Raw genomic sequence first — 22,696 nt, 5'->3', positions numbered from 1 at the left:
ACCCGAGTGTCTCGGGCTCCTGGGAAGCCGTCGGCTCAGGGGCCGTACTCCACCTTCACCGGCGCGGTGTTGTTCCGCTGGTCCGGGTCGACGGACGGGTCGGAGTGGAACGTGACGCTGCCGCGCGCCCCCTCGACGCGCTTGTCGATGCGGACGCGCATCACCGTGCCGGGCGGCTCCGGGCCGGAGCAGACGGCGCGGCCCTCCTTGTCCGGGTCCGGGGAGCAGTAGGGGATGTCGCCGGAGTGGGACTCGGGGGGCACGTCGATCACGGTGACGCCCTGGGGCAGGGTCACCCAGAAACTGCCCGACCGGCCTCGCGGGGTCCATCCCTCGCCCAGCGGGTACGGGACGGTGACGTCGAGCACCTGGCCGACCTTGCCCTTGATGGTGAAGCCGACGGCCTCCACGTCGTACTTCTGCGTCGTCTCGAACGACAGCCCCGCTCCGGCGGACTCGCTGCGCCGCAGGTCCACACCGGTGAACGCGCTGCCGTCGACGGGCCGCAGCCGCAGTGGAGCCCCGCTGCCGCGCGGGGCGGACGCGGGCAGCCGCGACAGGTAGTCGCCGTCGACGGTGCGCCACACGGAGAAGCGCATCTCGCCGGTGCGTGCCTCGGCGTCGGCGACGGCGGTGACCGGGCCGTCGGTCTCGTACGCCGCCCCGGCGGGCAGCGGCCCGGGAAGGTCGCACCAGGCGAAGGTGGCGCCGGTCGCCTTGTTGTAGCGGCAGTTGCCGTACCGGAGCGGCAGGGTGGCATCGCGGGTCGAGATCAGCAGGGTCAGGCCGCCGTCGACGGCGGTGTCCCCCTTGTTGCCGAAGGCCGGGGTGAGCCGGATCTCGCCGCCGGGGCGCACTCCCGTGAGCCTGGGGTAGTCCTGCCGGGCGGTGAGGTACGGAGAGCCGACGATCAGGCGGGTGGTGTGCCGGAGGGTGGGCGCGTTGGCGCTGCGCACGGTCATCTTCAGCGAGCCGGCGGGGCCGCGGGCCGTGTCGGGCTTCGGCTTGGCACGGAAGGGGACGAAGATCGCTCCCTGCTCGATGCCCCCCAGCGCGCAGTCCAGGTGGAAGTCCGTGCGGACGCAGCCGTATCCCTTGTTCACGTCGTAGATGTCCGCCTTGCCCTTGAAGGCGGAGAGATCGAGGGAGACGCGCACGTCCCTGACGGGCGTCGGGCTCTGGCCGGGCGAGGCCGGGAGCGACTTGAGGTCGATGGTGTACTCGGGCGCGAACGGGGCCCCGGCGGGCGGGCTGTAGCGCGGCAGGTAGAAGACGTTCAGGGCGAAGCGGAGCCCCAGCACCGCCTTGCCGGTCCCGGTGGCCGCGGTCGTCCCGTGGGGGTCGGGCGTCCATACGGTCCTGGCCGCGGTGCCCGGTGCCCGTGTCCCGGCCGCCCCGCCCGCCTTTCCGCTCCCGCGCGTGATCAGGGCCACGGCGCACACCACGGCCACCACCAGGACCGTGGCGCACGCCATGACCGCGTAGCGCCGCCGTTCACGGTTCGCCCACAGAGCACCCATGTGACTTCAGACGGCGTGGAGCACGCGGTGGTTGCCCTCGGTCAGGACTTCGGGCACTCCTTCCACGCCAGGTGGTACACCGTGCTGATGTCGCCGTCCGTCGAGTCCATGGTCATGAAGCTGACCTTGCCGGGCGCCGAGGTGCCGGCGTTCACGCGCAGCTCGGTGTTGATGTTGAAGTTGCGCAGCACGCCGCAGGGGGACCAGACCAGTTGGGCCCAGTCGGTGCTGTCGGTGGCCTGCCAGTCGTCGTTGTACGGGCCGTTGAACGGGTGGGTTCTGAACGCCGTGCTCGACGAGCCCTGGAAGTAGTACGAGGCCCGCTGGGTGCCGGTCGCGCCGGGCTGGAGGGAGAGGAAGCCCCGGTAGTCGGCGCTCGCGATGGCGTAGGTGAAGCCCTGCGGGACGTGGACGATCAGGTTGAGCTGGCAGTTCTTGCGGAAGGCGGTGGGGTCGGAGTTGCCGCCCGCCTGGGCGAGGTAGTCGCTGTAGGTGACGGTGAAGGCGGTGTTGTCCGGGGCGACGGCGACGGCGGCGGTGCCCTGGGGGCAGCCCGAGCCGTTCACCGTGGCGACGTCGATGACGATCTTGTCCGGGGGCGGGTCGGTCACCACCGGGGACGACGGGTGCGCGGGAAGCGCGGTGGTCAGGAGCGCGGCGATCGCACTGCTCAGGAGCAGTCCGCCAGCCATGGTTCTCCATCCGTTCGGTGGGGGGTTGTCGGCGCCTTGCGTCCGTGCGTCTGTGCCTGTGCCTGTGCCTGTGCCTGCCGGAATAGACATGTTCATGCCAAGCCCGCGCACGCATGCTCCCCGTCCGTGAAGGAATCATGGATGCCCTGTGAAGGCCGGGAGCGGTCGCATCGTACGCAGCGCTCGGCGGGGCGATAAGGTCGCTCTCCGGCCAATCACGGATTTCGAACGACCGGTTCGCAAGCCGCCCGTACCACGTAATCCGCCCGACCGGGATCCTCCTGGGTCCGATGTGGCCTCCGGGGCCATGGAGAATGGCGCCACCGCACGCCGTAAGATCCGCCCGGGAGGCACAGCTTTGGCGCTCAGCAGACGTACATTCAGCGCCCTCGCCGGCACCGCCGCGCTCGGTCTGGCCCTGGGCGGCAGCGGCGGTACGGGGGCGTTGTCGGCCTACGCGGCGCGCGAGGTGCCCACGGGTCCGCCGCCGCCGGCGCCGAGCGTCGACGGGCGGCGCCACACCGTCGGGTTCGACCACTACTCGCTGCTGGTGGACGGCAGGCGGCTGGTGCTGTGGTCCGGCGAGATGCACCCCTTCCGGCTGCCCAGCCCCTCGCTGTGGCGGGACGTCCTGCAGAAGATGCGCGCCCACGGTCACAACGCCGTCAGCATCTACGTGTCCTGGAACTACCACTCCCCCGCCCCCGGCCGGTACGACTTCACCGGGGTCCGGGACCTGGACCTCTTCCTGCGCACGGCCGCCGAGACCGGGCTGTACGTCGTCCTGCGTCCCGGCCCCTACATCAACGCCGAGATCGACGGCGGCGGCTTCCCCGGCTGGCTCACCACCACCGAAGGCAGGGCGCGGACCGCCGATCCGACGTACCTGAAGCACGTCGACGAGTGGCTGACCCACGTCGACTCCATCGCCGCCCGGCACCTGTTCACCCGGGGGCGTGGCACGGTCCTGCTCTACCAGATCGAGAACGAGTACGACTCGTACGTCCATGACGCCACCGGCCGCGCCTACATGTCCCATCTGTACAAGAAGGTGCGCGCCGACGGCATCGACGTCCCCCTCTTCCACAACGACAAGAGCAGAAACGGCTACTGGACCCCGGGCACCTTCGACACCGGCGGGGAGAAGGGGCGGTGGCTGTACGGGTTCGACGGGTATCCCTCGCCGTCGAAGACCCCGCCCGACTGGGGGAGGTTCGGCACGGGCGGGGCGACGGGCGGGACCACCGCCAGTCCCCGTACGCCCGGGTTCGTGCCGGAGTTCGGAGCCGGCTGGTTCGACCCGTGGGGCGGGTACTGGTTCAAGGGCGAGGGCTACGAGGGGTCCCGGCGCACCCGGGACGCGGCGTACGAACGGCGCTTCTACCTGACCAACCTCGCCAACGGCATCACCCTGCACAACACCTACATGGCCTTCGGCGGCACCTCCTGGGGCTGGCTGCCCGCGCCGGTCGTCTACACGTCCTACGACTACGGGGCCGCCTTCACCGAGGGACGGCAGCCCACCGACAAACTGGTGCCGATGCACCAGATCGGGCACATGCTCCAGCGCGTCCCGGACTTCGCCAAGCTGGACCGGGCGCCGGACGTCGAGGCGGCCGGGCTGACCACGTACCACCTGAAGAACCCGGACACGGACGCGCACGTCTACGTGCTGCGCAACGACGGCGACAAGGAGGTGTCGTCCACACTGCGCGCCGGCGGCGAGGACCTCCCGGTGACCGTGCCGGGCCGGGACGCCCGGCTGCTGGTGGCCGGACTGTCGCTGGGGCAGCGCAGGCTGCGGTACGCCACCGCGCAGCCGATGCTGTTCCAGGCCGCCGGGCGGCAGGACGTCGCCGTGTTCTGCGGACGGCGCGGCGACATGGCGCGGGTGGTCGTCGAGTGCGCCGAGGAGCCGCTGGTCAGCCGGCTGAGCCAGCAGGCCGCGTACGTCTACGACCGGGGTCTGCTGCGGGTGACCGTCCCGCTGGGCGCGGGCGGGCTGATCGGGGCCCGGGTGGAGGGCGGCGACGGGGTCGACCGGCCGCTGCTGCTGCTCTTCGCCGACGAGACGACCTCCCTGCGCCTGTGGCCCTACGACACCCCGTCCGGGCCCCTGCTGGTGTACGGCCCGAAGCTGCTGCGCACCGCCGTCCTGTCCGGCTCCACCGTCCATCTGACCGGTGACACGGTGGAGGCGACCGACCTGGAGGTGTGGGGTCCGCGGGGCATCGACACCGTGACGTGGAACGGCCGGGCGGTGCGCACGAGTGCGACCGGCTCGGGCAGCCTGCGCGCCGTCGCCCCGCTGGCCGGTGTGCCGAAGGTGGAGCTGCCCGCGCTCGGCGGCTGGCGGATGCGCACGGAGAACCCGGAGGCCGGGCCGGACTTCGACGACACGGCCTGGCAGGTCGCCGACAAGGCCGCCTCGCACAGCACCACCGCCGTCCCCGCGGGGCAGCCGGTGCTGTTCGCCGACGACTACGGCTTCCACTACGGGGACGTCTGGTACCGGGGCACCTTCACGGACGCCACCGGCATCGAGTCGGTCTCCCTCGCCCACAGCACCGGCACACAGGGGCTGCTGATGGCGTGGCTGGACGGGGAGCCTTTGGGCTCGCACCGGATGCCGGTGCCGGACGGCGACACGATCCGCCGGGGCACGTGGACGGACACGGCCGTCCTCCCGGTGCCGCGGCGGTTGCGCACCGGCGGCCGGCACGTGCTGTCGGTGCTGGTGCGGCGGATGGCGCACGACCAGGACGGCAAGGCCCAGGACACGCACAAGGCGGCACGCGGGCTGACCGCGGTCACCTTCACCGGGGGCTCGCCCCGGGTGCGGTGGCGCGTCCAGGGCGGGACCGCACCCGACCCCGTGCGCGGGCCGCTGAACAACGGCGGCCTGTACGGGGAGCGGGAGGGCTGGCACCTGCCCGGCTTCCCGGACGGCGACTGGGAGCCGGTCGCCTTCCCGCGGGCCGCGCGGCGGCAGGGGGTGACCTGGTACCGGACCACCTTCGAGCTGGCGGTGGCCCCGGGCGTGGACGCGTCGGTGGGACTCACCCTGGACGACGACCCGAACCGGGCCTGGCGGGCGCAGATCTTCCTGAACGGCTGGAACATGGGCCAGTACATCAACGACGTCGGCCCTCAGCACACCTTCGTCCTGCCCAACGGCATTCTGCGCACTCGGGGCACCAACACCCTGGCCCTGGCCGTGCTGTCGGAGCGGACCACGCTGTCGGGTCCGGGGCAGGTGCGGCTGACGCTGCTGGGCAGCGCGGCCGGAGGAGTGCCGGTGACACCGGTGCCCTCCCCCGGCCGCTGAGGCCCGAGGGCTGTCAGGCGAGGCGGATCACGTTCCAGGACAGCGGTTCCAGGGTCGCGGTCAGCGTGCCGTCGGTGAGGGTGGCGCCCTCGACCGGGTGCGGGGTGACGCGCTCGGGGTCGGTGAGGGTGTTGCGGGCGTCGGGGTCGGCGTCCGCGAGGGCGCTGTGCTCGACGACCCTGGACAGGTTCAGGCCGGCCAGAGCGACCTCCAGGGGCAGGGGTTCGGTGCGGGAGCGGTTGACCGCGAAGACGGTCACCGTGCCGTCCTCGGCGCGGACCGCGGTGGCGTGCAGCAGGTCCGTATCGCCGTACTTGCCCGTCGGGTACGTCGGCGAGTCCACGCGCACGTCGAGGACCTGGCCGCGGCCGTACTTCGAGGCCTGCGCGAACGGGAAGAACGTGGTCTGCCGCCAGGCCGGGCCGCCCGGCTCGGTCATGATCGGGGCGATGACGTTGACGAGCTGGGCCAGGCAGGCGACGGTGACGCGGTCGGCGTGCCGGAGCAGGGCGATGAGCAGGGAGCCGAAGACGACGGCGTCCAGGACGCTGTAGTTGTCCTCCAGCAGGCGGGGGGCCTCGGGCCAGTCCAGCGCGCTGACCTGGGCGTCCGTCCGGGACATGTACCAGACGTTCCACTCGTCGAAGGAGAGGTTGATCTTCTTCTTCGACTTCAGCCGGGCGCCCACGTGGTCGCAGGTGGCGACGACGTTCTCGATGAAGGACTCCATGTCGACGGCGGAGGCGAGGAAGGAGTCGATGTCGCCGTCGAGCGGCTCGTAGTAGGCGTGCAGCGAGATGTGGTCGACGAGGTCGTACGTCTCCTGCAGGACGGTGGCCTCCCACTCGGCGAAGGTGGCCATGGACTGGCCGGAGGAGCCGCAGGCGACGAGTTCGAGGTGCGGGTCGATCTGGCGCATCGCGCGGGCGGTCTCGGCGGCGAGGCGGCCGTACTCGGCGGCGGTCTTGTGGCCGGTCTGCCAGGGGCCGTCCATCTCGTTGCCCAGGCACCACAGGCGGATGCCGAAGGCGTCCTTGTCGCCGTGCGCGATGCGCAGGTCCGACAGCGCGGTGCCGGAGGGGTGGTTGGCGTACTCCTGGAGTTCCAGGGCCTCGGCGACGCCTCGGGTGCCGAGGTTCACGGCCATCATGGGCTCGGCCTGCGGGCCGATCTTCTTCAGGAAGGCGATGTACTCGGACAGGCCGAAGCGGTTGGTCTCCGTGGAGCGCCAGGCGAGGTCGAGGCGGCGGGGCCGCTCCTCGACGGGGCCGACGGAGTCCTCCCATTTGTAGCCGGAGACGAAGTTGCCGCCGGGGTAGCGGATGGCGGTGACGCCGAGTTCGCGGACCAGCTCCAGTACGTCGGTGCGCAGGCCGGAGGCGTCGGCGGAGGGGTGGTCCGGTTCGAAGATGCCGGTGTAGACGCAGCGGCCGAGGTGTTCGACGAAGGAGCCGAAGAGACGGGGGTCGACCGTGCCGACGGTGAAGGCGGGGTCGAGGGTGAAGCGGGCGGAGCGCATGGGTTCCCTTCGAGGAAGAGGGTGGGCTGTGGGGCTGTGGGGCTGTGGGGCTACTCGAGGGTGGGCCGGCCGTCCTTGGACCGGACCAGCCGGTCCAGCCCCGGCTTGGCCGTGCCGTTGTCCTCGGCGTCGTAGTGGTGGTACGCCAGCCGGTCCTGGCCGCCGCTGAAGAGGTGCCAGTAGCGCACGCGGGTGCGCGCCCCGGAGGCGAGTGCGTCGGCGCCCGTGCCGAGGGCGGCGAAGCCGAAGCTGCCCGCGACGGCCAGGCCGCCCGCGGTGGCCAGAAGTTGCCTGCGATTCAGGCCAGGTCGTCCCATTGCCCGCCCTTGCGTTCCGGAGGTGTGGTGCCCTGTGCCGCGGCGCCGTTCGATGTCCTCGCCACCTGATTTCGTCCGACATTTCGAATGCTGATCGTAAGCTCGAACGGGACCGTAAAGTCGAAGCGCCTGCACGTCAATGGGTCCGGCAAGACTTTCGAGCAGCTGTGCGCCCCGGGGCAGGGCGGCGCACCGCACCGGTCGTTTCCGGCCGTTCTGAGATCGTTCCCCGTTGAACGACGTCCATCGGGGCGCATGACGTGGACACTTACGTCCACGTAGGCTCGGACGACCGTCCGGCCGGAGCCGCGCCAGCGAAGATCGATTGAGGGGACGAGGGGTAACCGGTGCGTAGGAAAAGGGAGATGCGGCGGCTCGCCGACACTCTCATCGACCCGATCCAGGTGCCGGTGCCCGCCGACCCCGAGGCGCTGTTCACCGCGCTCGTCGACTCCGTCGCCGCGTGGCGGGGCCGTCCGGTCGTCGTCCGCCGGGAGGTCTTCCCGCCGCACACCGCCAGCGGACTGTGGCTGGAGGCGGAGACGCAGGACGTGGTGGTCGTCGACCGGCGGGCCGCCGTGTGGCACCAGATCGTGATCTTCTGCCACGAGGTGTGGCACATGAACCGGCGGGACGCGGACACGGCCGACGCGGACGCCGCCGCCGGACCGGCCCCCGCCGGCGTTCCCCGGCCCGTCGCGGCGCGCACCGACTTCAGCCTCGCCGACGAGCAGGAGGCGGACCGGTTCGGCATGCTGATGGGCGGCCGGCTGCGCGACTGGCTGGAGTCGGCCGCGGAGCCGGCGTCCGCCGCGGACCCCGGCGGCGACGCGGACCTCGCCGGACGCATCGGGGCCGCGCTCAACTACCGCGGGATCCGGAGAAGATGAGCGGCGTGATCAACTACGTCAGCTGCGGCGCGCTGTGGCTGGGCCTGGCGGCGAAGACCCCGGACCTCGTCCGCCACCCGCGCGACCCCTACCTGCGGGCGATCTGCACCGTGCTGGGCCTGGCCGGCGCGTGCTTCCTGCTCGGGGCCGCGCCCACGGTCGGGGCGATCAACCGCCTCAGCGGTGTGCCGAACCTCGCGGCGCCGCTGACCTACGCGTCGATCATCGCCTACAGCGCGGCCTCCCAGGTCCTCGTCGTCCACTGGCGGGGCGGCGCACGGGTGCGTCACGTGGCCCGCCGCTGGGTGGCGGCGTACACGCTGGTGGTGGTCGGCATAGGGGTCACGTTCGCGCTCGGCGACGCCCCGGTGGAGCGGCGCACCGACCTGGACACGTACTACGCGACGACGCCGTTCATCGCCGAGATGATCGTGCTGTACCTGGTCGGGCACCTCGTCGCCGTGAGCGTCACCACGGTGCTGTCGCTGCGCTGGGCGCGCGAGGTGGACGGCTGGCTGCGCGCGGGGATGGTCGTCCTCGGGCTGGGGTCGCTGTGCGGCGCCGGCTACAGCGTCACCAAGCTCACCGCCGTGGTCGCCCGCTGGTGCGGGGGCGACTGGTCGGAACTGAGCACCGACGTCTCGCCGGTGGCCGCCGGACTGGGCGCCATGCTGATCTCGGTCGGCATCCTGACGCCGCTGGCCGGGCCCCGGCTGGCCCAGTGGCGGCGGTCCTGGCACACGTACGCCCGACTGGCGCCGCTGGAGCGCGAGCTGGACGACCTGCTCACCCGGCACTCCCTCCGGCTGCCCCGCCCGCGCTGGGCCTCCCCCACCACGCTGCTGATGTGGCGGCAGACCAGCATCCACAACGCGCTCGGCCATCTGGACGCCTTCTTCGACCGCTCCCGCTACGAGCGCGTCCACGAGGCCGCCCTTCAGGCCACCGGCGACAAGGAGCACGCCGAGGCCGCCGCGTGGGCAGCGGTCATCGCGGCAGCGGCCCGCGCCCAGCACGCCGGAGGCACACCGCTCCCGGCCGCCGGAGGGGCGTTCGCGCTCGGGGAGGGCGCGGCCGGCCGGGAGGAGCGGGGCGAGGCGGCCGGTCCGCCGCCGTTCGAGGCGGCGTGGGCCGCCACGTGGCCGGTGGCGGCCGAGCGGGCCGGCGCTCCCTCACCGGGCGGCGCTCCGTCACCGGGCGGCGGGAGCGTCTTCGGGCGGCTCGGGGACGGCGTGCCGGGCCCCGCGGTGCTGGTGCGGATCGCGCAGGCGCTGGACTCCGCCGAAAACCCGGGCGGGGCGTCCCAAGGCGTGTGCGGTGGTACGACCCCTTCGGGGGCCGCGTGATGACGTGGCCGGTGGTGGCGTCGGCCGGCCGGCCGGCGGGGCGGGGGTGCCGCCCGTGAGTCTCGTCGTCTATCTCGCGGCCGGGCTGCTGGGGCTCTCCGCGGTCGTCCTGCTGCGCCGGCCGCGCACCGCGGTACGGGATCCGCTGACCGTGTCCACGTGTGTGTCGATCGTCCTGGGCTCGCTGGTGTTCGTCTGCTCGGCGCCGCTCACCCTGGCCGCCGTCAACCGCCTCACCGGCGTCCCCAACTTCGGTGCCCCGCTGACGTACGGCATGCTCAGCGCGTACAGCTGCTCGCTGCTGGTCCTGCTCGTCCACTGGCGGGGCGGCCCCCGCGAGCTGGTCCGGCGGCTGGTGCTGCGCAGCATCGCCGCGTACGTGCCGCTGGTCGCCGCGATCGTCGTGCTGTTCACGCTGGGCGACGCCCACACCGAACGGCTCACCGACCTCGACACGTACTACGCCAACACCCCGTACGTGCGCGAGATGATCCTGCTGTACCTGATCGGGCACACCGCGGCGACCCTGGCGATGTGCGCGCTGTGCGTGAAGTGGAGCCGGGAGGTCACCGGGCTGCTGCGGGCCGGACTGCGGCTGATCATGGCCGGGTCGCTGCTGGACGTGGTGGGGTTCCAGCTCACCAAGTACACGGCCGTCGCGGCGCGTTGGTACGGCCACGACCTCGACGTGCTGTCCACCAAGGTGGCGCCGCCGTCCGCCTCGCTCGGCGCGCTGCTGTGTTCCGCCGGTTTCGTCCTGCCCCGGCTGCTGCCGGCCGCCGCCGCCCAGCTGCGCGGCCTGCGCGACTACCGCAGGCTCGGGCCGCTGTGGTCTCGGGTGCGGTTCGTGTCCACCGCGCCCAAGCCGCCCAGCGGCTGGTGGCAGTCGCCCCGGGCGCGGCTGCACTGGCGCGAGATGTCCATCCACGACGCCCTGCTGGCCCTCGCGCCCTACTTCGACGACCAGGTCCGCGCCCGTGCCCTGGCCGCCGCCCGCGAGGCGGGCCGGAGCGCGCACGAGGCGCGGATCGCCGCGGAGGCGGCGATGCTCGCCGACGCCGCCCGCCGCGCCGCCGCCCGCGAGGCGCCGCTGGCCGCGCCGAGCGGATACCGCCTGCACGCCACGGAGGTGTCCGGCACCAGCGGCCTGGTGGAGCTGGCGCAGGCTCTGCTGCCGCTTCCCGCGCCCGCCCAGGCCGCGGCCCGAGAAGGAACGTTGAGGACCTCCCATGGCTGAGCCATGGCCTACTCAGAGGAGTCCCATGCCCCCTGGTCACAGCCGTCGCAGAGCTGTCGTCGTCGGTGCCGGCCTGGCCGGCGTGCTGGCAGCGGCGGTGCTGTCCCGCTCCGTGGACGACGTGGTCGTACTCGACCGCGACGACCTGCCCGACGGGCCGGAGCACCGCAAGGGGCTGCCGCAGGGCCGCCATGCCCATCTCCTCATGGCCGGGGGCCTGGCAGCGATGGAGGACGTGGTGCCGGGCGGGAGCATACGGCGGCGGCTGCTGGCCGCCGGCGCCCACGAGATACCCCTCGGCCACGGCATCGTGGCCCTCACCCCCGAGGGCTGGTTCCCGCGCTGGCGGCACGACGGGCCACGCATGCTCAGCTGCACCCGCGCCCTGCTGGACTGGACGGTGCGTCAGGCCGTTCTCGCCCACACGGGCGTGGAGGTCCGCAAGGCGCAGGCGGTCGGGCTCGCGGGCGACGCGGGGCGGGTGCGCGGGGTGCGGATCGCCGTTCCCGGCGGGCAGGAGACGGAGCTGGCCGCGGACTTCGTCGTCGACGCGAGCGGGCGCGGGTCCCGTGTGGTCACCTGGCTGCGGGAGCTGGGCATCACCGACGTACCGGAGAAGAGCGTGGACTCGGGCCTGGTCAACGCCACCCGGGTGTACCGCACGCCCGCGGGCGCCGAGCAGTTCCCGCTGACGATCGTGCAGGCCGATCCGTACGGCGGCGAGCCCGGTCGCAGCGGCATGATGCTGCCCGTCGAGGGCGACCGCTGGATGGTGAGCCTGGCCGGCACCCGGGGCGGGGAGCCGCCCGCGGATCCGGAGGGCTTCCTGCGCTACGCGCTCGGCCTGCCGAGCCCGCTGGTGGGCCGGCTCGTCTCCGGCGCCGAACCCCTGACCGACGTACATGTCAGCCGCAGCACCAGCAACTCCCGGCGGTACCTGGAGAAGACCGCGCGCTGGCCGGAGGGGTTCGTCGCCCTCGGCGACGCGGTGGCCACCTTCAACCCGGCCTACGGCCAGGGCATGTCGGTGGCCGCGCTGGGCGCCCGGCTGCTGGGCGAGGAGCTGCGGCGCGGCGGGCTCGCCGCGCCCGGCCTGGCCCGGCGGGTGCAGCGCGGGGCCGCCCGGTCGGTCGACTCGGCCTGGGCGGCGGCGGTCGGCCAGGACGTCTGGTACCCGGGCACGCGCGGCGCCCGGCCGGGCCTGGCGGACCGTCTGGTCACCGCCTACAGCCGCCGCCTGACCAAGACGGCCACCGGCTCCTACCGTGCGGCGGCGGCCCTGTGGGACGTGACGAGCATGCGCACCGGCCCCGAACGCCTCTTCCGCCCCGGCACGCTCCTGGACGTCCTCACCGGCCCCCTCCTGCCCGCCCCGTCCGGCCCCCCGCTGACCCCGGCGGAGCACAAGATCGTGACCACACTGGGCCGGACGGGGGCCGGAGGAACCGGCGCCTGAGCCGCGGGTCAGCCCGCGAAGGCCGGCTGGGGCAGGCCCCGGCCCGCCCCCGGCAGCACCAGCAGGGAGCCCGCGAGGGGGTGGGGCGCCGTCAGGCCCGTGCGGGCGGTGGTGACGTAGAGGTCGGTCAGGGTGGGGCCGCCGAAGGCGCAGGCCGTGGGGCGGGGGACGGGGAGGGTGAGGACGCGGTCCAGTTCGCCGGCCGGGGTGTAGCGGCGCACCGCCCCGCCGTCCCACAGGGCCACCCAGACGCAGCCCTCGGCGTCGACCGTCAGGCCGTCCGGGAAGCCTGCGTCCTCCTCCACCCGCGCGAACTGCCGCCGGTTCACGGCCCGGCCGTCGGCGAAGTCGAACACGTCGATGCGGCGGGTCGGCGTGTCGATGTAGTACATCAGACGGCCGTCGGGGCTCCAGCCGGTCCCGTTGCTGACCGTCACGTCGTCCAGGACCGTCTCCGCCGCGCCGTCGCCGGTCAGGCGGGTCAGCGTGCCGCCGCCCGGGGTCTCGTCGTAGCGCATCGTGCCCGCCCACAGGGAGCCGTCCGGCGCCACGGCGGCGTCGTTGCCGCGGCGGCCGGGCACCGGGTCGCGGTGCAGCCAGCGGAAGCCGCCGTCGGGGTCGACCAGGCCCACCCCGTCGCGCAGGTTCAGCACCAGCCCGCCGCCGGTGCGCGGCTTGGCCGCGCCGACGTGCTGCTCGGTCCTGCGGACCGTGCGCGCGCCCGACGCCGGGTCGTAGGTGTGCACCCGGGAGGAGAGGATGTCGACCCAGATCAGCCGGCCGGTGGCCGGGTCCCACGTCGGGCCCTCGCCCAGTTCGGCCCGCGCGGGCACCGCGACCTCGTGAACGTCGTACGTCGTCGTCATGCCACGCTCCTGTGTCCGAGGCGCTCCGACAGCTCGGCGGCGCCCTTCACGGCCAGCTGCTCCAGCTCGGCCAGGCGTTCGTCGCTCCAGCGGATCATGGGGACGGAGATGGACAGGGCCGCGACCACCTGCCCGGTGCGGTCGCGCACCGGGGCGGCCACGCAGCTCACGTCCGGGTTGGACTCTCGGCTCTCCACGGCCAGGCCGCGCTGCCTGATCTCGGTCAGGGCCTCGCGCAGGGCGGCCGGGTCGGTGATGCTGTTGGGGGTCATCGCGACCAGTTCGGCGTCGTCCGGGACGCGCGCGGCGAGCTCCGGCTCGGGGAGGGAGGCGAGCAGCATCTTGCCGACCGAGGTGCAGTGCGCCGGGAGGCGGCGGCCGGCCGCCGAGACCATGCGCACGGCGTGCGTGGAGTCGACCTTGGCGATGTAGATGACGTCGGTGTGCTCCAGGATCGCCACATGGACGGTCTCGTCGCAGGTCTCGGCGACCGACCGGGCGACCTGCTGGCCCTCGGCGGCGAGGTCGAGCTGCTCGGCGTAGCGGCTGCCGAGCTGGTACGGGCGAACGCCGAGCCGGTAGCGTCCGGGCTGACCGGTCACCGGCACGATGTACTGGCGGGCGGCGAGCGTGGTGACCAGCTCGTGCACCGTCGTGCGCGGCAGCTGGAGCTTGCGCACGATGTCGGGGGCGGAGAGCGTCCCGTCCCCGTCGAGGAACAGCTCCAGTATGTCGAGAGCCCGGGTCACGGCTGGTACGAGACGTCCCACGACCGGCCCCCTCCCTTGAATCCAGGCCTGTTCGAGATTTCAACAGGCGGTCGGCATCACGAACACAGGCTAGCCAGAGTGAGGTGGGCGGGCAATGGGTGCGACCACCGAGGGCGAACCGTTGCGACCACCGAGGGCGAACGGGTGCGACCACCGTGGGCGACGATGGTGTCCATGCCCGCCTCGACGCCCGCGCCCTTCACCCCGCTCGACTTCCAGCTGGTGCTGCTGCGCCGCATGGCCGACCACAATCCGGACCTGGTGGAGGACGCCCGCCACACCCTGGGCGTGTCCATCGCCCGGATGCGGGAGGCCAACAAGCGCTGGCAGGCGATGGTCCGCTCACCGAGAACCCGTTCGGCCGCCTCCCGCTACCGCTCCGTCCTGGGGGCGCCCGAGTCGACGGCGACCCGCCGGATCGGCGACCTGGACTGCGAGGCCCGGCAGTGGCCCCTGCCCCTCTGGCCCGGCCTGCGCTTCGAGGTGCTGGCCGGGCCGAACGGCCAGGTCTGGAACGAGTGGCTGGTCCGCGCCCCGGGAGCCGAACCGCCGTCACTGCGCACCCTCGACGACCTCACCGCCTGGTCCTGCACGGTCGACGAGGCCGCCCGCGCCTTCGCCCCGGCCCGCCCCCTGGAAGGCACGGCGCCCACCCGGTGGGGGCTCGCCTTCACGGCCCCCGACGCGCAGGGCGTGCGACGTGAGGTGGTCGCGGAGTTCACCTGGGGCCTGCTCCAGCGGACACGGGTCAGCGGGTGAGGGGACGGCAGGTCAGCCGGTAGCGGCGGCCGCGTCCAGGATCGCGTCCACCACCGTCGGCAGCGACGTCGGGTGCAGCCACAGGAACAGGTTCGGCTCGACCAGTTCCAGCTCCATCACGCGCGGTGCGCCGTCCTCCCCGTCCACCAGGTCCACACGGGCGTAGAGCAGCTCGGGAGTGTCCGGCACGGCGGCCAGGGCCCGCTCGGCGACGGCGAGTTCGGCGGCCGTCGGGGTCCAGGGCTCCAGGTCCGGGTGGGCCACCTTGTCGGCGTCGTAGGCGGTCCCGGGCGACAGCACGGCCCGCTTGCGGCTGGCGTGCAGCAGCCGGCCGCCGAAGAACTGCAGCGCCCGCTCCCCGCTGACGTCGATGCGGGTCAGGTAGGGCTGCACCATCGCGGTCAGCCCCTCCGCGTGCATCCGCGCCACCTGGGCGACGGCCGTCTCCCGCTCCCCGGGCGTGTACCGGGCGGCGAACCGGGCACCGGCCCCGAAGACCGGCTTGACGACGAATTCGCGGTCGCCGGGAAGGTCGTCGACACCGAGGGTCTGACCGGGGTTCTGTCCGGGGGCGAGGTAGCGCGTCGGGACGACCGGCACACCGGCCGCGGCGAGGTCTCCGAGGTAGCGCTTGTCCGCGTTCCAGCGCACGACGTCGACCGGATTGGCGATCCGGGTCACCTGCCCGCACTTCTCGGCCCATGCCGTGAACTCGGCGGCCCGCCAGCTGTAGTCCCAGGTCGAGCGTATGACGACGAGGTCGAACGCCGCCCAGTCGGCGCTCTCGTCGTCCCAGGGCACGGCCTCGGCCTCGGCTCCGGCATCCCGCAGGGCCCGCACCAGCACGGGAAGATCGCGGTCCTTGCTCGGCCCGGTCCGGGGGTCGTAGGTGGCGAGTGCGACACGGGGCACGGCGGGCTCCTCTTCCTGACACGGTCCGAAGTGCGGCCCCCGCACGCTAACAACCGCCCCCCGGAACCACCGCACCCGCCTTGACCGGCGACTCCCGCACGGCGGCAGGACGTGACCGGCTCCACGCCCCGCCGGCGACGAACCGAGCCGGCCGTGGGGTAGGACGGTGGTGTCGTCCATCGGTCAGCACGAGAGCCACTAGGAGTCCGCCGCGTGTCCTCCCTCTTTCCGGCCCTGACGGGTGATCCGGGGGCGCGAGCCGCCCTGCGGTTCGGTGATCGGTCGTTGACGTATGCGGAGCTCGCGGCGGCGGCCGGGGCCGTCGCCGAGCGGGTGCGGGGGCGGGAGAGGGTCGCCGTGTGGGCGACGCCGACGCCGCAGACGGCCGTGGCCGTGGTCGGCGTGCTGCTGGCCGGGGCCGCCGCCGTGCCGCTGAACCCGAAGTCCGGGGAGAAGGAGCTCGGTCACATCCTCGGTGACAGCGCGCCCTCGGCCGTGCTGGCGGGCGCCGGTGAGGCGCTTCCCGCCGCGTCGGCGGGCCTGGAGCGCATCGACGTGGAGGTCGGCGGACGGGGTCCCGTTCCCGGGGACCTCTCCGAGGAGCACCACGGCGACGGCGACCCCGCCCTGGTCGTCTACACCTCCGGCACCACCGGGCCGCCCAAGGGCGCCGTCATCCCGCGCCGGGCCGTCGCCACCACCCTGGACGCCCTCGCCGACGCCTGGCAGTGGACGGGCGAGGACGTGCTGGTGCACGGGCTGCCGCTGTTCCACGTGCACGGGCTGGTGCTGGGCGTCCTCGGTCCGCTGCGGCGCGGAGGGTCCGTACGGCACCTGGGGCGTTTCACCACCGAGGGGGCGGCGCGGGAGCTGAACGCCGGGGCGACCATGCTCTTCGGCGTGCCCACGATGTACCACCGGATCGCGGAGGCACTGCCCGGGGATCCCGAGCTCGCCAAGGCGCTCGCCGGGGCGCGGCTGCTGGTCTCCGGGTCCGCCGCCCTGCCCGTGCACGACCACGAGCGGATCGCGGCCGCCACCGGGCGGCGGGTGATCGAGCGGTACGGCATGACCGAGACCCTGATGAACACCAGCGTGCGCGCCGACGGCGAGGCGCGGGCCGGCACGGTCGGGGTCCCGCTGCCGGGCGTGGAGCTGCGGCTGGTGGAGGAGGACGGCACGGCGATCACGGCGTACGACGGTGAGACGGTCGGCGAGATCCAGGTGCGCGGGCCGAACCTGTTCACCGAGTACCTGAACCGGCCGGACGCGACGGCCGCCGCCTTCACCGCCGACGGATTCTTCCGAACCGGGGACATGGCGGTGCGCGACCCCGACGGCTACGTCCGCATCGTCGGGCGCAAGGCCACCGACCTGATCAAGAGCGGCGGTTACAAGATCGGCGCGGGTGAGATCGAGAACGCGCTCCTCGAACACCCCGCGGTCCGCGAGGCCGCCGTCACCGGGGAGCCCGACGCCGACCTCGGTGAGCGGATCGTCGCATGGATCGTCCCGGCCGATCCGCAGTCCCCGCCCGAGCTGGAGGAGCTGGCCGACCATGTCGCCCGGCGGCTCGCCCCGCACAAGCGGCCCCGGGTCCTCCATCTCCTCGGTGAACTCCCCCGCAACGACATGGGCAAGATCATGAAGCGGGCGCTGACGCATGGCTGAGCGTCTCTCGGCCCGGCAGGCCATCGCCCTCGTCAGCGAGGACTTCCGCGAACTCGCCCCACCCGCAAGGGAGTCGGAGCCCGACGGGCCGCTCGGCTGGGAGGGCTACGACGCCTCGCGGGCACGCGCCGCCGAGCGCACCGGCGAGCAGGAGTCCGTGGTGTGCGGCACCGCGCGCATCGAGGGCACCCAAGCCGTGCTGATCGCCTTCGAGTTCGGCTTCCTCGGCGGCTCGCTGGGCCGGCGCACCGGCGACCGTCTGGAGGCGGCGTACGCCCACGCCCGCGAGCACCGCCTTCCGGTCGTGCCGCTGGTCGCCACCGGGGGCAGCCGCATGCAGGAAGGCATGCTCGCCCTGACCCAGTTGCAGCGGGTGGCCCGGCAGTCCGCGCTCACCCGGGCGGCCGGACTGCCGCAGATCGCGGTGGTGCGCGACCCGACGACGGGCGGCGGCTGGGCAACCCTGGGTGCGGGCGCGGACGTGATCCTCGCCCTGCCCGGCGCCCAGGTCGCCTTCGCCGGCTCCCGGGTGCGGCCGGCGGACGCCGACCCCGCGGCCTACCGGGCCGAGGCGCAGATGGCCGCGGGCTCGGTGGACGCCGTGGTGCGGCCGGAGGAGCTGCGGGCGACGCTGGGGCTGTGGCTGCGGCTGCTTTCGCGGCCGTCGACGGCCGCCGTCGCCCCGCCGCGCGGCCTGCCCACGACAGGGCCCGCGACCGGATCCGGATCCCCCACCGGGTCCGCGACCGGCCTTCCCACCACCGGGCTTCCCATCACTGGCCTTCCCGCCACCGGACTTCCCGCAACCGGCTGGGACGCCGTCCGGCGGGCCCGCTCCCCCGAACGCCCGCGCGCCGAGCGCTACCTGGACTCCTGCTTGACCCGGCGGGTGGCCCTGCGCGGCGACCGCTGCGGCGGCACGGACGACGGGATGCTCTGCGGGTTCGGCGAACACGACGGCCGTACCGTCGCCTACGCCGCGCAGACCGGCACCGCCACCCGCCCCGCCGGGTACCGCACCGCCACGCGGCTGATCCGCCTCGCGGACCGGCTCGGGATCCCGGTGCTGACCCTGGTGGACACCCCGGGTGCCGCGAACGACGCCGAGGCGGAGCGGCAGGGGGTCGGCGCCGCGATCGCCGAGCTGTTCGGCGCGGTGGCGGCCGCCCGGACGCCGATCACCACCCTGGTGATCGGCGAGGGCGGTTCGGGCGGGGCCCTGGCCCTGGCCGCGCCCGGCAACACCTGGGCCACGCCCGACAGCTACTTCTCGGTGATCGCGCCCGAGCTGGCCGCCGCCATACTCAAACGCCCGCCGGACCAGGCACCGACCACGGCCGAACAGCTGCGGATCCGGCCGCAGGACCTGGTGGAGCTCGGAGTGGTCCGGGGGGTGGTGCCGGTCGTCGGCGATCCGGACGCGACCTGACGGTGGTCCGGGCGGTGGTCCGGGCCTACCTCACCCCCACGGCCCGGACGATCTCCTGCCGTACCGAACCGCCCCGGTCGTCGCTCGCGGAGGCGCGCAGTGAGACGGTGGCCGCGCCCCGGGGCACGGTCAGGCTGCCGTGCCACGAGGCCTGCTCGCCCTGCCCTCCCCCGCCGCCGTGCTCGCCGGTGAGCCCGACCGTCCGCCAGGTCGCGCCCCCGTCGTACGACACCTCCAGCTTCCCGGCGCCGATGGTCCCGGTGCCCGGCGCGCCCGCCACGTACTCGGCGTGCAGGCCGACCGGGACCCGCCCGCCGGCCTTCAGCAGGCCCGCGAGGTCGGTGTCGAGGTCGAAGGCGAGGTTGATCAGGGGCAGCGCGGTCCAGTGGTCCTCGGGGGTGGCCGACGACCGGAACGTCCACTCGGCGTGCCCCTGGGTGGCGAGCTTGAAGTGCGCGGTGTCGAGCGCGGTGTCCGTGACGAGCTTGTACGTGTGCTCGTCGGCCGGCGCGTCCCACACGTACGCGCCCGAGCCGTTCCGCCGGTCGGCCTGCTCGCCGTCCACGTAGACCGTGGTCGTCTGGGTCATTCCGCTGTCCTCGCTCCACACGTCGCCGAAGCCGGTGTGGTCGGGGCCGGAGTCGCCCCAGCCGGGCGCGTTGAACTGGAGCTGGTTCCCGGCCCGCTGCTGTCCCCAGCCGAGTCCGGTGCCCAGCCAGGGGTGCCAGACGGGCTTGAACCAGTTCAGGGTGGGGTGCGTCCCGCCGTCGTAGCGGACCAGGCCGCTGCGCTCCTCCAGGGTGGCGGCCCCGAGCGCCACGGACTCGTGCCAGAGCTGGCCGGGTCCGGTGGAGACGTAGTCGGTGCGCTCGGCCGGGTAGTCGATCCGCTCCTGGAAGCCGAGGCCGATCGGGAAGGTGTCGGTGATCGAGTACCGGAACTCGCCGCCCTCCGCCGGCTGCGCGGCATGGAACCGCGCCCGGACGGTGGCGAGCCGGCGGCCGGTGGGCGCGTACGTCAGGTCGCGGTCGGGGATCGCTCCCGGATGGCCGTCCGCGAGGTCGTAGACGTACGGCGTGTCGCGGGTGCCCGTCATGTCGACCTCGCGGGCGGTGCGCAGCCGGGCGGCGTCGGCGGCGTCGACGGTGGCGATCTGGAGGGGCCGGTCGGCGTTGTCGTCGGTGCCCCACCAGGCGGTCAGCCGGCCGGGTGCGTCGTCGGTCACGAACAGCGCCTTGGCGCCCGCGTCCTGCGCGGCCTGGGCCAGCGCGGCCGGCTCGGTGCCGTCGGCGAGCCGGGCCAGGACCGCCTTGCCGCGCACGTCCTGGCCGGTGAAGTCCCCGGCGCCCACATCGACCAGGGGCAGCCTGCTGCGGCCCTCGACGAGGGTGCCGCCCGGCTGTACGACCGCGTCGCCGACGCCCTTGACCTCCAGCAGCGGTTTGCCGAGCCGCCACACGGTCCGGTACTCGAAGGTGCCCTGCTTCACGGGTGCCGTCGGCGCGGCGAAGACGCTGTCGTAGGCGAGGGGCACCTGGACGGCGTCGAACAGGTCGGAGCCGCCCGCGTTCCGGTCGTACTCCATGAGCAGTTGCCGGGTCTCGGTGCGGCGGCTGACGTCGGCGCGGATCTCCCGCAGCCGCCGTCCGTCCAGGGTGATCTCGCGGTCCCGGTCGAGGGTGATCTCGGGGGCGGCGAGGAAGCCGAGGCCGAGCGAGTCGGCGCCGTGGCTGCCGCGCACGTCGAGGAAGGAGGTCACGCTGTACGTCCCCGGCTTCAGCCGCAGTTCCAGGGTGCCCAAGTCGCCGACGTGGACCGGGAACGGGTCGGTACCGGCGGCGAGTTGCTGCACGGCGAGGTCGGCGGCCGCGGCGGCGCCGTCGCGGTCCTTGACGTGCACGGTCAGCGTGTACCGCTCGTCCTCCTTGACCAGCCCGAACGCGGTGTGCGCGACGGGAGTGCCGGCGGCGGAGGCGACGATCTGCCCGCTGGTGTCGCCTACCTCGGCCTTGGCGCCGTCACCGGTGACGGTCGTGGAGGCGGTGCCGTGCGCGGGAACGGTGAGCGTGGAGTCGGCGAGCGTGGCGACGCCGTCCGGGGCACCCCGCACCGACAGCGCCAACCGCACGTCCTGGTCGGAGGAGTTGGTGTAGGTGAGCGTGCGGGTGACCGGCTTGTTCGCGGGGTACGGCCAGCGGTAGAAGCCGAGGTCGGCGCTGCCGGTGGCGGTGATCCGGGCGTCCACGGCGTCCGGGACGCTGAGCCGGCCCGCCCCCAGCACGTACGCCGACGCGTCGAGTTGCCTGCTCGACGACATCAGCGCGTCCTTGATCCGGGCCCCGCTCCAGTCGGGGTGCTCCTGGGCGAGCAGGGCGGCGACCCCGGCGACATGGGGCGTGGCCATGGAGGTGCCGCTCATGGAGGTGTAGTAGCCGCTGCCCTCGGTGAGCTGGGAGCGGGCGGCGAGTATGTCGACACCGGGGGCCGAGAGGTCGGGTTTGAGCGCGTTGTCCCCGAAGCGGGGTCCGGCGCTGGTGAAGTAGGCGGCCTGGTCCGCTGAGTCCACCGCGCCGACGGTGAGGGCGTCGTCGGCCGCGGCGGGCGAGCCGATGGAGGAGGGTGCCCCGGTGTTGCCGGCGGCGATCACGAACAGGGCGCCGGTCTCCTCGGTGAGGGTGTTCACGGCCTGCGCCATCGGGTCGGTGCCGTCGCTGGGGTCGGTGGAGCCCAGGCTCATGGACACGATCCGCGCGTGCACGTCCCGCGCGGCCCACTCCATCCCGGCGATGATCTGCGACTCGCTGCCGGACCCCTGGTCGTCGAGCACCTTGCCGACGGCGAGCGTGGCGTCCGGGGCGACGCCCTTCTCCCTGCCGTCGGAAGCGGCGCCGCTGCCGCCCACGGTGGAGGTGACATGGGTGCCGTGGCCGTTGCGGTCGGCGACGTCCTCGCCGTCGACGAAGCTCCTGGTCCGGCTCACCCGTCCCGCGAGGTCGGGGTGGGAGGTGTCGACGCCGGTGTCCAGCACGGCGACGGTGACCCCCTTGCCGGTGAGCCCGGCCTCCCATGCCGTCGGCGTCCCGATCTGCGCGTTGCTGTCGGCCATGGCGGCGGTGACCCGTCCGTCCAGCCAGACCTTGTCGATGCCGTTCGCCGGCGCGAGGCTCCTGCCGTCCTGCGAGGTGCCGTGCGGGGTGCGCCCCCGGTCGTCGTCCCGTCCGGTGAACTCCCGCCAGAACACCCGTCCCTTGCCCGCCTTCACGGCGGCCCCGTGCACACTGGCGAGGTTCCGCGTGCGCTCCGCCCCGCGCGGGGTCGCCATGCGGGCGTTCTTGCCGTAGGTCACGATGAGCGGCAGTTCGCCGGTGCTCGCGTCGCCGAGTCCCTGTCGCAGCAGCTCACCGACGTCGAACAGCCGCGGGTCCAGCCGACCCGCCCGGAGGTAGGGCCGCGCCTCGTCCGGTACGACGGTGACGGTGCCGTTCGCGACCTGGGTGCGCACGGCTCCCGTGGCGCCCTGCGGCCGTCGCACCGAGACGGTCTTCTTCCCGCCGCCGAGGTCGGTGACGGTGACCTTGTCACCGGTGACGAGGGTGACCGAGCGGGCGTTGCCGGGGGTGCCGGCCTCGGTCCGGGGTGCGGTGTTCTGCCGGGCGGCCGCCTGCTGTGCGGCGGCCTGTCCCATGGGCAGCAGGGCGGTCACGAGTCCGGCCGACAGGAGGGACGACAGCAGGGTCGCTCTCCGTCCGCCTGGTCCTCTGCTCATCCGTGCCTCTCTTCGTCTCTTCGTCGGACGCTGCGTCGAGTGCCAGTGAGTGCCGTGAAGTGCTGCGACTGCTGGTGCGACAGCTGGTGCGAAGAGTGTCAGAGGGCTTGTGCGGTACGGGAGTTGACGGGAGGTGGCGGATGAGTGCCGTGGCAGGTTCCCGCCACGGGCAAGCCGCCCAACTTGACGCTTATCTGGTGCTTATTCGGCCGATAACC

15 protein-coding genes and 1 pseudogene are annotated in these 22,696 nt (G+C 73.6%); 8 read left to right on the top strand and 8 right to left on the bottom strand.

Annotation, left to right across the window (positions count from 1 at the left end):
* Positions 1-35: 35 nt before the first annotated feature.
* The gene (locus IE318_RS17325; protein WP_189901353.1) at positions 36-1,520 is read right to left on the bottom strand and encodes a hypothetical protein; all 1,485 of its coding nucleotides are present in this window, start codon (positions 1,518-1,520) and stop codon (positions 36-38) included.
* A 41-nt stretch (positions 1,521-1,561) separates the two neighbouring features.
* The gene (locus IE318_RS17320) at positions 1,562-2,212 is read right to left on the bottom strand and encodes a DUF4360 domain-containing protein (protein ID WP_030173324.1); all 651 of its coding nucleotides are present in this window, start codon (positions 2,210-2,212) and stop codon (positions 1,562-1,564) included.
* A 358-nt stretch (positions 2,213-2,570) separates the two neighbouring features.
* Between IE318_RS17320 and IE318_RS17315 the strand changes: the two genes are divergently transcribed.
* Positions 2,571-5,540 (top strand): glycoside hydrolase family 35 protein, encoded by a 2,970-nt coding sequence (locus IE318_RS17315; protein ID WP_189901351.1) that lies wholly within the window; start codon positions 2,571-2,573, stop codon positions 5,538-5,540.
* A 13-nt stretch (positions 5,541-5,553) separates the two neighbouring features.
* On the opposite strand, the gene arfA is transcribed toward IE318_RS17315, so the two are convergent.
* Together arfA and IE318_RS17305 are read right to left on the bottom strand one after the other, a co-directional pair.
* Positions 5,554-7,059, bottom strand: coding sequence for an arabinosylfuranosidase ArfA (arfA, locus tag IE318_RS17310; RefSeq protein ID WP_189901349.1), 1,506 nt, complete (start codon positions 7,057-7,059; stop codon positions 5,554-5,556).
* Positions 7,060-7,217: 158 nt separating this feature from the next.
* Positions 7,218-7,376 (bottom strand): annotated as a pseudogene (locus tag IE318_RS17305) (extracellular solute-binding protein); the annotation flags it as partial.
* 365 nt (positions 7,377-7,741) lie between these two features.
* On the opposite strand from IE318_RS17305, the gene IE318_RS17300 reads away from it, so the two are divergent.
* Genes IE318_RS17300 through IE318_RS17285 form a run of 4 tightly spaced genes read left to right on the top strand, consistent with a single transcriptional unit; the run spans position 7,742 to position 12,305 of the window.
* Positions 7,742-8,266 carry a toxin gene (locus IE318_RS17300; RefSeq protein ID WP_189901347.1) on the top strand — a complete coding sequence of 175 codons (525 nt, stop codon included), beginning with the start codon at positions 7,742-7,744 and terminating at the stop codon, positions 8,264-8,266.
* Entirely contained in the window at positions 8,263-9,612 is a 1,350-nt protein-coding gene (locus IE318_RS17295; RefSeq protein ID WP_189901344.1) for an MAB_1171c family putative transporter, read from the top strand. The genes IE318_RS17300 and IE318_RS17295 overlap by 4 nt, the downstream gene beginning before the upstream one ends.
* Before the next feature lie 55 nt (positions 9,613-9,667).
* On the top strand, positions 9,668-10,849 hold the full coding sequence (locus tag IE318_RS17290; protein ID WP_189901342.1) for an MAB_1171c family putative transporter: 1,182 nt from the start codon (positions 9,668-9,670) through the stop codon (positions 10,847-10,849).
* A 25-nt stretch (positions 10,850-10,874) separates the two neighbouring features.
* Positions 10,875-12,305, top strand: coding sequence for an NAD(P)/FAD-dependent oxidoreductase (locus IE318_RS17285; RefSeq protein ID WP_189901340.1), 1,431 nt, complete (start codon positions 10,875-10,877; stop codon positions 12,303-12,305).
* Positions 12,306-12,313: 8 nt separating this feature from the next.
* Here IE318_RS17285 and IE318_RS17280 read toward each other — a convergent pair whose 3' ends face one another.
* Together IE318_RS17280 and IE318_RS17275 are read right to left on the bottom strand one after the other, a co-directional pair.
* Positions 12,314-13,171: an SMP-30/gluconolactonase/LRE family protein gene (locus tag IE318_RS17280; protein WP_189901338.1), complete on the bottom strand. Its 858-nt coding sequence runs from the start codon at positions 13,169-13,171 to the stop codon at positions 12,314-12,316.
* On the bottom strand, positions 13,168-13,941 hold the full coding sequence (locus tag IE318_RS17275) for an IclR family transcriptional regulator (protein ID WP_189901336.1): 774 nt from the start codon (positions 13,939-13,941) through the stop codon (positions 13,168-13,170). The genes IE318_RS17280 and IE318_RS17275 overlap by 4 nt, the downstream gene beginning before the upstream one ends.
* Positions 13,942-14,106: 165 nt before the next feature.
* Here IE318_RS17275 and IE318_RS17270 point away from each other — a divergent pair, with 165 nt between their 5' ends.
* The gene (locus tag IE318_RS17270; RefSeq protein ID WP_189901334.1) at positions 14,107-14,700 is read left to right on the top strand and encodes a hypothetical protein; all 594 of its coding nucleotides are present in this window, start codon (positions 14,107-14,109) and stop codon (positions 14,698-14,700) included.
* Positions 14,701-14,712: 12 nt separating this feature from the next.
* Here IE318_RS17270 and IE318_RS17265 read toward each other — a convergent pair whose 3' ends face one another.
* Positions 14,713-15,612: an ATP-grasp domain-containing protein gene (locus IE318_RS17265; RefSeq protein ID WP_189901332.1), complete on the bottom strand. Its 900-nt coding sequence runs from the start codon at positions 15,610-15,612 to the stop codon at positions 14,713-14,715.
* Positions 15,613-15,825: 213 nt separating this feature from the next.
* On the opposite strand from IE318_RS17265, the gene IE318_RS17260 reads away from it, so the two are divergent.
* Together IE318_RS17260 and IE318_RS17255 are read left to right on the top strand one after the other, a co-directional pair.
* Entirely contained in the window at positions 15,826-17,283 is a 1,458-nt protein-coding gene (locus IE318_RS17260) for an acyl-CoA synthetase (RefSeq protein WP_189901329.1), read from the top strand.
* Positions 17,276-18,712, top strand: coding sequence for a carboxyl transferase domain-containing protein (locus IE318_RS17255; RefSeq protein ID WP_189901327.1), 1,437 nt, complete (start codon positions 17,276-17,278; stop codon positions 18,710-18,712). The genes IE318_RS17260 and IE318_RS17255 overlap by 8 nt, the downstream gene beginning before the upstream one ends.
* Positions 18,713-18,737: 25 nt before the next feature.
* On the opposite strand, the gene IE318_RS17250 is transcribed toward IE318_RS17255, so the two are convergent.
* Complete coding sequence (locus tag IE318_RS17250) at positions 18,738-22,478, bottom strand: S8 family serine peptidase (RefSeq protein WP_189901324.1); 3,741 nt, start codon at positions 22,476-22,478, stop codon at positions 18,738-18,740.
* Between the last annotated feature and the right edge of the window lie 218 nt (positions 22,479-22,696).

This window comes from Streptomyces spiralis (genome assembly GCF_014654675.1).
Lineage (GTDB): Bacteria > Actinomycetota > Actinomycetes > Streptomycetales > Streptomycetaceae > Streptomyces > Streptomyces spiralis.
This window is presented reverse-complemented; position numbering and strand designations above follow the sequence as displayed.